At 62.6% G+C, this 13,264-nt stretch carries 12 protein-coding genes and 1 riboswitch; of the genes, 6 read left to right on the forward strand and 6 right to left on the reverse strand.

The annotated features are described in order from the left end of the window. Positions 1–120: 120 nt before the first annotated feature. A complete protein-coding gene (locus HJ583_RS00455; RefSeq protein WP_101942246.1) occupies positions 121–1,233 on the reverse strand; it encodes a branched-chain amino acid ABC transporter substrate-binding protein in 1,113 nt (370 codons plus the stop codon). 229 nt (positions 1,234–1,462) lie between these two features. Here HJ583_RS00455 and bamE point away from each other — a divergent pair, with 229 nt between their 5' ends. Beyond that, entirely contained in the window at positions 1,463–1,975 is a 513-nt protein-coding gene (gene bamE / locus HJ583_RS00460; RefSeq protein WP_170019548.1) for an outer membrane protein assembly factor BamE domain-containing protein, read from the forward strand. A 7-nt stretch (positions 1,976–1,982) separates the two neighbouring features. Continuing rightward, positions 1,983–2,087: riboswitch (S-adenosyl-L-homocysteine riboswitch) on the forward strand. Positions 2,088–2,178: 91 nt separating this feature from the next. Next, positions 2,179–5,880 (forward strand): methionine synthase, encoded by a 3,702-nt coding sequence (gene metH / locus HJ583_RS00465; RefSeq protein ID WP_170019550.1) that lies wholly within the window; start codon positions 2,179–2,181, stop codon positions 5,878–5,880. A gap of 113 nt (positions 5,881–5,993) precedes the next feature. Here metH and HJ583_RS00470 read toward each other — a convergent pair whose 3' ends face one another. Then, positions 5,994–7,142, reverse strand: coding sequence for a hypothetical protein (locus HJ583_RS00470; RefSeq protein ID WP_170019552.1), 1,149 nt, complete (start codon positions 7,140–7,142; stop codon positions 5,994–5,996). A gap of 713 nt (positions 7,143–7,855) precedes the next feature. Between HJ583_RS00470 and ygiD the strand changes: the two genes are divergently transcribed. The 3 genes from ygiD (at position 7,856) to HJ583_RS00485 (ending at position 10,246) form a co-directional block, all read left to right on the forward strand. Beyond that, positions 7,856–8,782: a 4,5-DOPA-extradiol-dioxygenase gene (gene ygiD / locus HJ583_RS00475; RefSeq protein ID WP_170019554.1), complete on the forward strand. Its 927-nt coding sequence runs from the start codon at positions 7,856–7,858 to the stop codon at positions 8,780–8,782. 523 nt (positions 8,783–9,305) lie between these two features. Further along, the gene (locus HJ583_RS00480; protein ID WP_170019556.1) at positions 9,306–9,794 is read left to right on the forward strand and encodes a glutathione peroxidase; all 489 of its coding nucleotides are present in this window, start codon (positions 9,306–9,308) and stop codon (positions 9,792–9,794) included. Further along, on the forward strand, positions 9,791–10,246 hold the full coding sequence (locus HJ583_RS00485) for a MarR family winged helix-turn-helix transcriptional regulator (protein WP_170019558.1): 456 nt from the start codon (positions 9,791–9,793) through the stop codon (positions 10,244–10,246). The genes HJ583_RS00480 and HJ583_RS00485 overlap by 4 nt, the downstream gene beginning before the upstream one ends. Positions 10,247–10,249: 3 nt before the next feature. Here the strand turns inward: HJ583_RS00485 and HJ583_RS00490 are convergent, their stop codons facing one another. From HJ583_RS00490 to HJ583_RS00505, 4 genes are all read right to left on the reverse strand, one after another. Next, complete coding sequence (locus HJ583_RS00490; protein ID WP_170019560.1) at positions 10,250–10,723, reverse strand: nuclear transport factor 2 family protein; 474 nt, start codon at positions 10,721–10,723, stop codon at positions 10,250–10,252. Then, complete coding sequence (locus tag HJ583_RS00495; RefSeq protein WP_170019562.1) at positions 10,720–11,346, reverse strand: pyridoxamine 5'-phosphate oxidase family protein; 627 nt, start codon at positions 11,344–11,346, stop codon at positions 10,720–10,722. Before HJ583_RS00495 ends, HJ583_RS00490 begins: the two co-directional genes overlap by 4 nt. 3 nt (positions 11,347–11,349) lie before the next feature. Continuing rightward, the gene (gene grxC / locus HJ583_RS00500) at positions 11,350–11,583 is read right to left on the reverse strand and encodes a glutaredoxin 3 (RefSeq protein ID WP_170019564.1); all 234 of its coding nucleotides are present in this window, start codon (positions 11,581–11,583) and stop codon (positions 11,350–11,352) included. Positions 11,584–11,652: 69 nt separating this feature from the next. Further along, the gene (locus HJ583_RS00505) at positions 11,653–12,192 is read right to left on the reverse strand and encodes a carboxymuconolactone decarboxylase family protein (RefSeq protein ID WP_170019566.1); all 540 of its coding nucleotides are present in this window, start codon (positions 12,190–12,192) and stop codon (positions 11,653–11,655) included. 142 nt (positions 12,193–12,334) lie between these two features. On the opposite strand from HJ583_RS00505, the gene HJ583_RS00510 reads away from it, so the two are divergent. Beyond that, positions 12,335–13,240, forward strand: coding sequence for a LysR family transcriptional regulator (locus HJ583_RS00510; RefSeq protein WP_170019568.1), 906 nt, complete (start codon positions 12,335–12,337; stop codon positions 13,238–13,240). The last annotated feature ends 24 nt before the right edge of the window (positions 13,241–13,264 follow it).

Genomic DNA, 13,264 nt, shown 5'->3' on the forward strand with positions numbered 1-13,264 from the left:
GGGATTTGCCGTACGGCTGCGCATTGTCCGGAGTTCGAACAATGTGTCAATGCGCTGCGACAAGAGTTTGCGCCTAAGAAAACGGGGCGCCGGCGGCGCCCCGTTCGTGTGTGGTCGGGCTTACTTCAGCGCGACCCAGTTGCCAGCCTTGTACTGGTACATGGTGATGGCGCCGAACTTGGTGTCACCCTTCTCATCGAAGGCCACTTCGCCGGTCACACCCTTGAACTGCACCTTCTTGAGGGCAGCCAGGTACTTGGAAGGCTCGGCCGAGTTGGCGGCCTTCATGCCTTCGATGAGTGCAGCGGCAGCATCGTAGGAATACGGCGCGTAGATCTGCACGTCGGCACCGAAGCGCTTCTTGAAGCGATCCTTGAAGGTCTTGTCGGCGATCTGATCCAGCGGCAGGCCGGCCTGGGTGCAGAAGGCTGCTTCAGACATGGCGTCACCCGCCAGCTTGATGAACTCGGGCGTGCAGCCGCCGTCGCCGGTCACGAACTTGGCCGGGATGCCCAGTGCCTTGACTTGCTTGAGCATCGGGCCGCCCTGGGCATCCATGCCGGTGTAGACGATCACGTCCGGCTTCTGAGCCTTGATCTTGGTGAGAATGGCCATGAAATCGGTGGCCTGGTTGTTGGTGAATTCACGCGAAGTGACTTTGCCACCTGCCGCTTTCACACCCTTTTCCACTTCGTCGGCGAGGCCCTGGCCGTAGGCGGTGCGGTCGTCGATGATGGCCACGGTCTTGCCGAGCTTGCTGGCCGCGTACTTGCCGATCACGCTGCCTTGTTGAGCATCGTTGGCCATGGTGCGGAAGATGTTCGCGAAGCCCTGCTGGGTCAGCGTCACATTGGTCGCCGAGGGCGAAATCATCGGGATTCCGGACTGGTTGTAAATGCGCGAAGCGGGAATCGTGGTGCCCGAATTCAGGTGGCCGACCACACCCTTAACGCCAGCATCCACCAGGCGTTGAGCCACGATGTTGCCGGTCTTCGGGTCGGCGGCGTCATCTTCACCGACCAACTCGAACTTCACCTTCTTGCCGCCGATCGTGATGCCCTTGGTGTTGTACTCCTCGACCGCGAGGCGGGCGCCATTTTCGTTGTCCTTGCCAAGGTGGGCGATGTTGCCGGTGAGCGGACCGACGTGGCCGATCTTCACGACGACTTCCTGAGCCTGTGCAAGGCCACTGGTGGTGCCAAGTACTGCAAGTGCAATCAAGGTCTTCTTCATTTCGAACATTCTCCAGAGTGGATGATGAGTTCCGGGGCCGCTGGCTTGTCTCCGACCGGGGCGGTATGTCCCGGAGGCATGTTACACAAATAAGCGAGCGGGCAAGCCCACACGGGGCCAGACTGCTCCGTATGCAAGAAGCGCACCCACGCCGCAGGGGAATACGAGAATTGGCGCTGACTGGCGTGCCAACTAGGCTGCTTGGGTAGCCCTGCGGGATAAGCCGTCGATGTTCAAATCCACCCTTCTGCTGTTGCTTGCCAGCCTGCTGGCTGCCTGTATTGGCAGCTCCAGTGTGGAACCGGGCAAGACGACCTTGCCGCAACTGCTTGAGCAGCTCGGACAGCCCAGCATGGTGTGGTCTGAGCGGGATGGCAGCCTGCAGATGGAGTTCGCCCGGGTGACGCAGGGCGGGGGCAATTTCATGGCCCGTTTGGCTCCCAGCGGGGTGCTCCTGAGCCTGCAGCAGGTGCTGACCGAGGCCAGTGTGGATGCCCTGCGACAGGGCATGAGCCGCGACGAGGTGCGACGCCAGATGGGGCGGCCGGCGCGCACCGAACATATTGCTGGAGGGGAGGTCTGGCACTGGCCGCTGGATGTGCGGCGCCCCGCAAACTGGCAGATCGATGCCCACTTTGGTGCAGAGGGTATTCTTCAGGAGGTGCGGCGCAGCCGGATCCGCCTCGAGCGGCCTGCTTCCGAAGCCCGGCTGGCTGGTCAGCCCGAGCGTTCGCCCTTATAATTCAGTCCCTTCCGAGGAGCGCTGCGAGACTGCCGGGTTTTTCCCGCAATCCCAGGCTCGGAACCTGCCGCCTCTCTTTGGCGCAGGCCAGATTCAACGGCGCTCACCGCTTCGTGCAGAACTCGTGCGGATTGCCGGTGAGCCAGAACTCCCCCGTCCATCCCCGGCTTGCCCGAAGCGTTGAACGCTTTGGAGAGTGACTCATGCAAGCCGACCGCAGCCAAGAACTCAACGCCCTGCTCCGTGAACGCATCCTGATTCTGGATGGCGGCATGGGCACCGAGATCCAGCAATACAAGCTCTCCGAAGCCGATTACCGGGGAAGCCGCTTTGCTGCGCACAACAAGGATCTGAAGGGCAATAACGATCTGCTGGTGCTCACCCGTCCGGACGTGGTTGGCGCGATCCACCGCGAGTATCTGGAAGCGGGTGCGGACATCATCGAAACCTGCACCTTCAACGGCACGCGCGTGTCGCAAGCCGAATATGGCCTGCAGGACTTCGCGTATGAGATCAACGTGGCTGGCGCGCGTCTGGTGCGTGAGCTGTGCGACGAATTCACCGCAAAGACACCTAACAAGCCGCGCTACTGCGCCGGCGTGATCGGCCCGACCTCGCGCACCCTCTCGATCTCGCCGGATGTGAACGACCCCGGCTACCGTAACGTCAGCTTCGACGAGCTGGTCGATGACTATTACGACTCGGCCAAGGCTCTGATGGAAGGCGGCGCCGATCTGCTGCTGATCGAAACGGTGTTCGACACCGCCAATGCCAAGGCCGCGATCTTCGCCGTGCTCAAGCTCTTCGATGATCTGGGCCGCAAGTTGCCGGTGATGATCTCCGGCACCATCACCGATGCCTCGGGCCGCACGCTCTCGGGTCAGACTGCCACCGCCTTCTGGAACTCGCTCAAGCATGTGAAGCCGATCAGCTTCGGCCTCAACTGCGCGCTCGGCGCCAAGGAGTTGCGTCAGTACGTGGCCGAGCTTTCCGGCGTCTGCGATACCTTTGTGTCGGCCCACCCGAATGCCGGCCTGCCGAACCCGCTGGCGCCTACCGGTTACGACGAAACGCCCGAGCAACTGGCGGCAGACATCAAGGACTGGGCCGAGTCTGGCTTCCTCAATATTGTAGGCGGTTGCTGCGGCACCCGGCCTTCACATATCAAGGCCGTGAGTGAGGCGGTGGCGCAGATCCGCCCGCGCGCCATTCCCGAGCTCGAAGTGAGGCAGGCCCTGTCGGGTCTGGAGCCTTTCTTCATCGGCAAGGACAGCCTGTTCGTGAACGTCGGCGAGCGCAACAACGTCACCGGCTCGCGCGCTTTTGCCAAGATGATCATCGAAGGGCGCTTCGACGACGCGCTGGCCGTGGCCCGCCAGCAGGTGGAGAACGGCGCCCAGGTCATCGACATCAACATGGACGAAGCCATGCTGGACTCGAAGGCCGCGATGGAGCGCTTCCTCAAGCTCATCGCCTCCGAGCCGGACATCTCGCGCGTGCCGATCATGATCGACTCCTCCAAGTGGGAGATCATCGAAGCTGGCCTCAAGTGCATCCAGGGCAAGGGCATCGTCAACTCGATTTCCATGAAGGAGGGCGAGCAAGCCTTCCTGCATCACGCCCGCCTGTGCATGAAATACGGTGCGGCCGCCGTGGTGATGGCCTTTGACGAGCAGGGCCAGGCCGACACCTATGCGCGCAAGACCGAGATCTGCAAGCGTGCCTACGATCTCTTGATGACCATCGGCTTCCCGCCTGAAGACATCATCTTCGACGCCAACATCTTCGCCATTGCCACCGGCATCGAAGAGCACAACAACTACGCGGTCGACTTCATCGAAGCCGTGCGCTGGATTCACACCCATCTGCCGCACGCCAAGACCAGCGGCGGCGTTTCCAATGTGAGCTTCAGCTTCCGTGGCAACGACCCGGTGCGCGAAGCGATCCACACCGTGTTCCTCTACCACGCCATCAAGGCGGGACTCACCATGGGCATCGTCAATGCCGGCCAGTTGGGCGTGTATGACGATCTCGCCCCCGAGCTGCGCGATAAGGTGGAGGACGTGGTGCTCAACCGCCATCCGGAAGCCGGTGAGCGCCTGGTTGAATTCGCGCAGACCGTGAAGGGCCAGGCCAAGGAAAACGTGCAGGATCTCGCCTGGCGCGAATGGCCGGTCGAAGAGCGCCTGTCGCATGCGCTGGTGAAGGGCATCACCCAGTTCGTGGTGGAAGACACCGAGGAAGTCCGCGCCAAGCTGTTTGCCGAGGGCAAGCCGCCGCTGGCGGTGATCGAAGGCCCGCTGATGGCCGGCATGTCGGTGGTGGGCGATCTCTTCGGCGCGGGCAAGATGTTCCTGCCGCAGGTGGTCAAATCCGCCCGTGTGATGAAGTCCGCCGTCGCGCATCTGATTCCCTATATCGAGGAAGAAAAGAAGCGCACCGGCGCGGCCGCCAAGGGCAAGATCATCATGGCTACCGTGAAGGGCGATGTGCATGACATCGGCAAGAACATCGTCGGCGTGGTGCTCTCCTGCAACGGCTACGAAGTCGTGGATCTGGGCGTGATGGTGCCCTGCGACAAGATTCTCGCCGCGGCGAAAGAGCATGGCGCGCAGGCCATTGGCCTCTCCGGCCTGATCACGCCTTCGCTTGAAGAAATGGCCCATGTCGCCAGCGAGATGAAGCGCCTCGGTTTTGGTGGTGAAAACGCGGTGCCGCTGCTGATCGGTGGCGCCACCACTTCGCGCGCCCATACCGCGATCAAGATCGCGCCGCACTACGACGGCCCGGTGGTCTACACGCCGGACGCTTCGCGCGCGGTGGGCGTGGTCACCAGCCTGCTCTCCATCGATCAGCGCGAAAGCTATGTCGCCGAAATCGCGGCGGACTATGAAAAGCTGCGCGTTCAGCATGCCGCCAAGAGCGGCGTGAAGCTGGTCTCGCTCGAAGCCGCACGCGCCAACCGCTACAAGTGGAACAGCGACGCCAGCTATGTGCCGGCCAAGCCCTCACGCCCCGGCATCCAGCGCCTGCGCAACATCGATCTCGCCACGCTCGAGCAGTACATCGACTGGGGCCCCTTCTTCCAGACCTGGGATCTGGCCGGCGCCTACCCGGCGATTCTGGATGACGAGATCGTGGGCGAAACCGCACGCAACGTCTTCCGTGATGCCAAGGCCATGCTCAAGAGCGCCATCGAGCAGCGCTGGATCGAAGTGCACGCCGTTTTCGGTCTCTTTCCCGCCGCTGCGCATCAGGATGACGTGCTGGTTTATGGCGACGAATCACGTGGCGAAGTGATCGCCAAGTGGCACGGATTGCGCCAGCAGCACGAACGACCTGCCGGCAAGCCCAACTACTGCCTGAGCGACTTCATTGCGGATCGTGATTCTGGTGTGGCGGACTGGGTCGGCATGTTCGCCGTGAGCGCCGGGCGTGGTCTGGAGCCGCGCATCGCCGCCTATGAAGCCGAGCACGACGACTATCACGCCATCATGCTCAAGGCCATTGCTGACCGCTTTGCGGAAGCCGCAGCCGAATGGCTGCACCAGCGCGTGCGCAAGGAATACTGGGCTTATGCCCCTGCCGAGACGCTCGACGGAGCCGCCCTGATCGCCGAGCAATACAGCGGCATTCGTCCCGCTCCCGGCTATCCGGCCTGCCCGGATCACACCGCCAAAGGCGAGATCTTCCGGGTGCTGAACCCGCAGGAAGCCATCGGCCTGGAGATCACCGAAACCTTCGCCATGTACCCGGCGGCGGCCGTGTCAGGCTTCTATCTGGCGCATCCGGAAGCGCACTACTTTGCGGTGAGCAAGATCGGGGAAGATCAGATGAAGGATTGGGCACAGCGGGCGGGCTTCAGTGAAGGCGAGGCGAAGCGGTGGCTGGCGCCGATTCTTTGATTCGTGCTGATTTATGAAATGACAAAGGGGCCGTGAGGTCCCTTTGCTTTATCTGTAGGGTGGGCGCGGTGTGCCCACGTATTTCGCGGATGTGCGCTCAACACCGCGTGGGCTCAGTTTCGCGAATATGTCAGCGCGGCAGCGTCGGTTCTGAGGTTGTAATGCCAGATGTTTCTCACCCCGCCATCGACGATGTAGACCAGCGCAATGTCATCCCCGGTTGCTGCGATTTGCAGCCTGGGCGGTCGACCATTGCCGCGGTCATAGACACGACCGAAACCTTCTAGGCGCGATATAACCGGCTTGGCAAACAACGCATCGCCCGTGCCGGAGATGAATAGCAGGCTGCCTTGGTCCGTCCAGGCTACATAGCGATCCGCCTTCGCGTCATAGCTCAACGAGAAAATATCGACGTTATTGACGGACCGATAGTCGAGCCATTCTCGATTGCGTGCATCGAAGCGGTAAAGAAAGCCTTCGCCACCGAGCGTGACAATCGAAACGACATTCCGCTTGCTGTCGTAGGCGAGGTCCATCGCCCACGAAAACCGTGGAAAGTCGGGTGGCAGGGCGATGCTGGTGGCTTGCCCTGTCGGGATATCCACCGACTCAAGTTGATCCCCTCTCAATCTGAAAGCACGATCTCCTGATTCCGAGACGGCAATTTTCCCCTCACTCACGTAGGTATCCTTGCCGCCATTTAGTGGGCCCGATACTGTCCAGTGCGTCCTGCCGTAGTCCCGCGTCAGAAGCCCAAACGTGAATTTCGACTTGGAAACCTTGGGCTGCGGTCCTTGCATGGTCAGCTCGGCACGCGGGGCATCAGGAGCCGCCAAGTTGATAACGGCTGGCAGCGTGTAGCTGCCCCGGAAGGCACTCAGTTGCTCGATGCCGAACAGCTGGTTCAAGCGTACAAGCAGCTCTCTGAATTTCACGTTTTCGGTTTCGTAGGCATACGGAAGTTTCACCATATAGCCTTGCGTCTGCAGCGTTGTCGAAACGGTAGATGGGTGATATCCACCAACAAGAATCGCCACGATTGAGGTCTTGGGCGAAGCAGTTACCCGCCAATTGATTTGTTCGTAGCTTGTCATGACCAGCAAGACCTTCGCGCCAGGCCGGTCGATATTGACATGCACTGCTCCCTTTGGCGGCTCGTAGCCGGACACCAGAATGACTTCAGCGCCCTGTGCTAGTTCCCGCGCTGGCGGCTCTGGCGACAAGACCAGCAAGTTGTCCTGCTGCTGTACTCTGGCTTTCACCGGCGCACCAAAGCGAAGCACTTCATCAGCCCGAACTACACTTACCAAGACAGGGGCAAGTCCTATCAAACAATGCGCGACCAGTCGTACGGCTCTCAAAATGCCTCCGATGCATAGAGTGGATTCAAGACATGCTGCCTGTTATGCGTTCAGCGTACCAAAACGAACTGTTCTTGGCCTCGCTGCTCTTTGTACGATGGCGTCGAGAATGCATGTTCAAGCTCGGTAGGGGCTTTGCGCATGGATGTCACATGACCGCGTACGGCGCAGTCGTAGGGTGGAGTGAAACTCCACCGCATGCGTTGATCGAGGTGGCGGAGTTGGCACTCCGCCCTACGCCTGAACGCCCGTTTTCAATTCTCCGACCGTCCGCATCGGGTCGAAAGCGCCTGTTCGCAGCTCCAGTGGCATGCTCAAGTCACGCCAGCGTAGTGATCATGCGTTCCAGACTTCGCAAGAAGTCCTGAGATGTTCCTGCGGCCGGCGACGCTCCGCGACTCACCGCGTACGTCGGAGTGTAGGGTGCGGTGCAAACCGCACCGGATGTTTTCCCCTGTATGACGGAGTGCGTTGATCAGGCTGGCGGAGTTTGCACTCCGCCCTACGCCGGGCACTCGGATTGTTGCGGAAGCCGGGAGGGGCTTTTGCGGGGCGCGGCTGGAACCTCTGGGCTGGGGCGGGTATCAATGGGGTTTTGAATCTGCAGGATCAGCATGAGCCATTCCCGCCACCCCGATTCCCAACGTCGCCGCTTCCTGATTCAGGGCTCGGCGCTCGGCACGCTCACCGCTCTCCACAGCCTGGGCGCCTGGGCGGCCACGCAAGGCAAGCCCTCGGGCAAGGGCGAAAAGTTCAAGCCTGCGCCGGTGCTTTTCATCGGCCACGGCAGCCCGATGAATGCGATCCACGCAAATGCCTTTACCCGCAGCCTCAACGCGCTGGGCCAGAAGCTGCCGGCGCCGAAGGCGATGCTGGTGGTGTCTGCGCACTGGCTCTCGCCCGGCGTGACAGCGGTGAACGTGGCCGAACGCCCGCCGACGATTCACGACTTCGGTGGCTTCCCGGCCGAACTCCACGCCATGGAATACCCGGCACCGGGCTCGCCCCGGCTTGCACGCGAAGCGATCCGCGCGGTGAAGGGCGTGAAGGTGGTGGCGACCGAGGAGTGGGGGCTGGATCATGGCACTTGGACCGTGCTGCACCACCTGTATCCGGAAGCGAAGATTCCGGTCTTCCAGCTGTCCATCGATTACGCCAGGGGGCCGGAATTCCACTACCAGCTCGGTCGCGAGCTGGCCGCCCTGCGCCAGCAGGGGGTGATGATCATCGGCAGCGGCAACATCGTGCACAACCTGCGCGCCACCCAGCGCAACCAGCCTGAGGCGATGCGCGCCTCGCAGGACTGGGCCCAACGCTTCGATGAGGCCTATGCTGCTGCGCTCGCTCAGCGGGAAGACAAACGCATTCTCGACTACACCCGGCTGGACGCCAGCGTGAGCATGGCCGTGCCCACGCCTGACCATTACTTTCCGATGCTCTACGCGCTGGGCGCGGCCGGTCGCGATGAAGCGGCAGAGACGCTCTTCACCGGCTTTCACAGCGGCACCCTGAGCATGCGCTGCTTCGGTTTCGGGGTGTAAGCGGCGAACCGGGCAGGAAATGAAACGCCGTGTGCGGCCCAGCCTTGGGGGCGGGCACTCCAAACCACCGCGTACGGCGCAGTCTTAGGGTGAAGTGAAACTCCACCGCATGCGTTGATCAAAGCGGCGGAGTTTGCACTCCGCCCTACGCCGGGCTGGATGTCATGTAACCCAGGCGGGGGTGGGGCCGAAGTCGCTTTCGGTAATGGTCGTTGAATCAAGTGTCGCACCACCTTGGAACGCCATGATCGCAAGAAGAATCCTGCCGCTTCCGGCATGCCATGCGCCTAAATGAGCGGTATTAGCCTCGCGGCCCCTTTTTGTCGTTCTTGCAGGTCGAGAGATCAGGCGGCTCTGCGCGTTGGCGCAGTCCCGTCAAAGCGGGGCTCGCGCCAGAAACGTGATCCGCCCGCTTGATCTGCTGGCGGCGATTGACAGAGCGGGTCGGAAAGCGCGAATATAAGTCGCACACGATTTAATCGTAAAAGATTTAAGTTCCCCCCAGATCACTCCGGAGTCCAGCATGAGCAGCTTTCATCAATTCAGTGCCCGCAGCCTGCGTGGCGAGCCCGTCGATTTCAGCCGCTACGCCGGCAAGGTGGTGCTGGTGGTGAATACCGCCAGCCAGTGTGGTCTCACGCCGCAATACACCGGGCTGGAGGCGCTGTACCAGAAGTACCGCGAGCATGGGCTGGAGATTCTCGGCTTTTCCTGCAACCAGTTTGGCCAGCAGGAGCCGGGCGGGGTGAAGGACATTGAGCAGACTTGCCTGATCAACTATGGGGTGAGCTTTCCGATCTTCGAGAAGGTGGATGTGAATGGTGGGCAGAGCCATCCGCTGTTTGCCTGGCTGCGCAGCGCGTTGCCGGGGATCTTCGGGCAGAAGATCCGCTGGAATTTCACCAAGTTCCTGATCGGTCGCGATGGCCGGCCGATCAAGCGTTTTGCGCCGATCACCAAGCCGGCGGCGCTTGAAGCACAAGTGCGTCGCGCCCTGGGGCTGGCGGCATGAGCGAGACCCTGCCGGGCGATCCGCTGCGCCTGGAGCAGCAGCTGTGCTTTCCGCTCTACGCCGCTTCGCGCCTGGTGACGCGCCTGTATCAGCCGTTGCTGGAGCCGCTGGGCCTGACTTACCCGCAGTACATCGTGCTGATGATCCTGTGGGAGGAGTCGCCCTGCTCGGTGTCGCGTATCGGCGAGCGCGCGCTGCTGGCCTCGAACACGCTCACGCCGCTGCTCAAGCGCCTGGAGCAGCAGGGCCTGGTGCAGCGCAGCCGCGCGGCGCATGACGAGCGCGTGGTCACCATCGCCCTCACCGAAGCCGGGCAGGCGCTGCGGCGGGACTGTGCCTGTGTGCCGGCGAAGCTCTACCAGCAGGTGGGCTATCCGCTCGATGAGGCGCGCCAGCTCAAGGCGCAGCTGGACACCTTGCTGGCGCGGCTGGCGAGCCTGCCGCCGGGGTGAGGCTCAGAGCCCCAGCTCGCTCAGGCCGGGGTGATCGTCCGGCCGGCGACCTTGTGGCCAGTGGAACTTGCGTTCGGCTGCGCTGATCGGCAGATCGTTGATGCTGGCGTAGCGCTTGGCCATGAGCCCGTGTTCATCGAATTCCCAGTTTTCGTTGCCGTAGGAGCGGAACCAGTTGCCGCCCTCGTCGTGCCATTCATAGGCGAAGCGCACGGCGATGCGATTGGCTGTGAAGGCCCAGAGTTCCTTGATGAGGCGGTACTCATGTTCGCGCGCCCACTTGCGCACCAGAAAGGCTTCGATCTCGGCGCGGCCGCGCGGGAATTCGCTGCGGTTGCGCCACTGGCTGTCCGGTGTGTAGGCCAGTGCCACGCGTTCGGGATCACGGCCGTTCCAGGCGTCTTCGGCGAGGCGCACTTTCTGGCGCGCGCTGTCTTCGGTGAAGGGGGGCAGGGGCGGGCGGTCGACGGTGTTCATGGTTTCGATTCCTGTGAGGCTTGAAGGCTGGCGACTTGCGCGCGCAGTTGCTGCAGTTCGTCGAGCAAGGGCGCCAGCATGGGTTTGAGTTCGGCTTCGGTAAAACGCGGGGTGATGTGCTGCGGGCAGTTCCACTCGATGGCTTCGATGTGGATCAGCACACCGCGCTCGACTGCTGCAGGGTAGTTGGGCAGGGCGAGCTGCGCCATGACTTCGGGCGCGTCCTCGGCATGCACGATGCGGGCCAGTCCCCACAGCTTGAGGCGGCGCTGGCCTGCGTAATCCATGAGGATCAGTGAGACGCGCTCGTCGGCGTTCAGGTTGCCCACGCTGAGGTACTGCGCATTGCCCCGGAAGTCGGCATAGCCAATCGTGCGTGCGTCGAGCACGCGCAGAAAGCCGGCCGGCCCGCCGCGATGCTGGACGTAGGGCCAGCCGTTTTCGCTGACTGTGGCCTGATAGAAGCTGTCGCGCGTGCTGATGAAGGCGATGTCGGCTTCGCGCAGGGTGTTGCGCGGGTCGGAGGCACGCTCGAAGCCTGCCATGTGCGCGCGGCTGCCATAGCGCGTCTGCGCGGCGCGCACGCTGTCGGTGAAGCTGATGTCGGCGAATGCGCGTGGCATAGCTCAGCCCTGCCTTGCAAACCAGGCTTGCAGATCGTCGAAGCCGCCGATGTGCTGCTCGCCCGCGAAGATCTGCGGCACGGTGCGGCGCTGGCTGCGGGCTTGCGCTTCGGCGCGTGCGGCGTCGTTGGTGCTGACGTCGATCTCGGTGAAGTTGAGGCCGCGCTGCGTGAGCAATGCCTTTGCCGCATGGCAGTAGGGACAGCTAACCGAGGTGTAGAGGGTGATGTCAGTCATGTTGAATCCTTTCTTCGGGAAAGCGCCCCGGCCTGCGCCGGGGCGGCAATCAAACAGCCTTGTGCGAAATCACTTGTGTGACACAAGCGGGAAATCGACATCGGTCTGCGCGACGTTGTTGATGTAGTTGGTGAGCACGTTGAGCGCGACGTTGAGCACGATCTCGACGACTTCTGCTTCAACAAAGCCGGCGGCGCGCAGGCTGGCGAGATCACCATCGCTGACGCGACCGCGCTCGGCCGCAACGCGATGTGCGAACTTCAGCGCAGCGGCGGTGTTGGCGTCGCTGGAGTGCGCGTCACGTGCGGCGTCGATTTCTGCCGCGCTGACCTTGGCGAGATTGGCAGCGAGGTAGCTGTGGGCCGAGAGGCAGTAATCGCAGCCGTTGTATTCGGCGATGGCCAGCGCAATGCGCTCGCGCAGCGGGGCGGACAGTGCGCCCTTGGCGAGTGCGCCGTTGAGCGAGAGGTAGCCTTCGAGCGCGGCCGGGCTGTGGCCGACGAGCTTCATCAGGTTGGGCACGACGCCCAGTTGCTTGTGGACAGCGTCCAGCAGGGGGCGGGAAGCGGCTTGGGATTGTTCGAAGGAGGGGATGCTGATGCGTGACATGGTGGTTCTCCTTGGGTTGGCATGCTTGCCGTTGCACACCGTGTGCAGCGGATGGAGTGCATTCTTCCAAGTTCCACCAGATTGAAGAATATCCATGTTTTGCAATTTATAATTCTACTTATTGGAATACAGAGAGCGCGGCATGGACCGACTGTTGAGCATGGGTGTCTTCGTGGCGGTGGCTGAGGAAGAGAGCTTCGCGCGGGCAGCGCGGCGGCTGGCGATGTCGCCCCCTGCGGTGACGCGCACGATTGCCGCGCTGGAGGGGCATCTGGGCGTGAAGCTCCTCAACCGCACGACACGCTACGTGCGCGTGACCGAAGCCGGGCAGCGCTATCTGGACGATGCGCGGCGCGTGATCGCGGCGGCGGATGAAGCGGACGAAGCCGCCGCCGGCGTGAATGCTGCGCCGCGTGGCCATGTGACGATCACGGCACCCGTTTCATTCGGCCGCCTGCATGTGATGCCCTGCGTGGTGGAGTACCTCGCGCGCTATCCGGAAACCGAGGTAAACGCGCTGCTGCTGGACCGCGTGGTGAACCTGGTGGAAGAAGGCGTGGATGTTGGCGTACGCATCGGCAATCTGCCGGATGCGAGCTTCAAGGCGCTGCGCGTGGGGCAGATCCGGCGCGTGCTGTGTGCCGCGCCGGACTATCTCGCACAACACGACGAACCCACCGAGCCGCAACAGCTCGCGGCGCATCAGATCATCGCGGCAACGAGCGTGAGCCCCATGGTGGAATGGCGCTTCGGGCTGGAAGGCGCGGAACAAGCAGTGCGCATCCGCCCTCGCCTCACCGTGACGAACAATGACGCTGCCATCGCAGCCGCGGTGCGTGGTGCTGGCATCGCGCGCCTGCTCTCCTACCAGGTCGCCAGCGCAGTGGCGGAAGGCACGCTGCGGATCGTGATGGCCGCGCACGAGCCGCCGCCGATGCCGATCCACGTGATCCACCGCGAGGGGCGGCAAGCCTCAGCGAAGGTGCGCGCGCTGGTGGATCTGCTGGTCGAACACTTGCGCGCAGAACGCAGCCTGCAGCCGGGTTGAGAGGGTGCGGGCCGCGATGGCGCG

It is taken from the genome of Uliginosibacterium aquaticum, from assembly GCF_012972705.2.
Taxonomy (GTDB): Bacteria; Pseudomonadota; Gammaproteobacteria; order Burkholderiales; family Rhodocyclaceae; genus Uliginosibacterium; species Uliginosibacterium aquaticum.

What these genes read in the sequence shown, in the direction of transcription:
- HJ583_RS00455 (WP_101942246.1), bottom strand. Translation starts at nt 1,233, where the DNA reads ATGAAGAAGACCTTGATTGCACTTGCAGTACTTGGCACCACCAGTGGC.
- bamE (WP_170019548.1), top strand. Translation starts at nt 1,463, where the DNA reads ATGTTCAAATCCACCCTTCTGCTGTTGCTTGCCAGCCTGCTGGCTGCC.
- metH (WP_170019550.1), top strand. Translation starts at nt 2,179, where the DNA reads ATGCAAGCCGACCGCAGCCAAGAACTCAACGCCCTGCTCCGTGAACGC.
- ygiD (WP_170019554.1), top strand. Translation starts at nt 7,856, where the DNA reads ATGAGCCATTCCCGCCACCCCGATTCCCAACGTCGCCGCTTCCTGATT.
- HJ583_RS00480 (WP_170019556.1), top strand. Translation starts at nt 9,306, where the DNA reads ATGAGCAGCTTTCATCAATTCAGTGCCCGCAGCCTGCGTGGCGAGCCC.
- HJ583_RS00485 (WP_170019558.1), top strand. Translation starts at nt 9,791, where the DNA reads ATGAGCGAGACCCTGCCGGGCGATCCGCTGCGCCTGGAGCAGCAGCTG.
- HJ583_RS00490 (WP_170019560.1), bottom strand. Translation starts at nt 10,723, where the DNA reads ATGAACACCGTCGACCGCCCGCCCCTGCCCCCCTTCACCGAAGACAGC.
- HJ583_RS00495 (WP_170019562.1), bottom strand. Translation starts at nt 11,346, where the DNA reads ATGCCACGCGCATTCGCCGACATCAGCTTCACCGACAGCGTGCGCGCC.
- grxC (WP_170019564.1), bottom strand. Translation starts at nt 11,583, where the DNA reads ATGACTGACATCACCCTCTACACCTCGGTTAGCTGTCCCTACTGCCAT.
- HJ583_RS00505 (WP_170019566.1), bottom strand. Translation starts at nt 12,192, where the DNA reads ATGTCACGCATCAGCATCCCCTCCTTCGAACAATCCCAAGCCGCTTCC.
- HJ583_RS00510 (WP_170019568.1), top strand. Translation starts at nt 12,335, where the DNA reads ATGGACCGACTGTTGAGCATGGGTGTCTTCGTGGCGGTGGCTGAGGAA.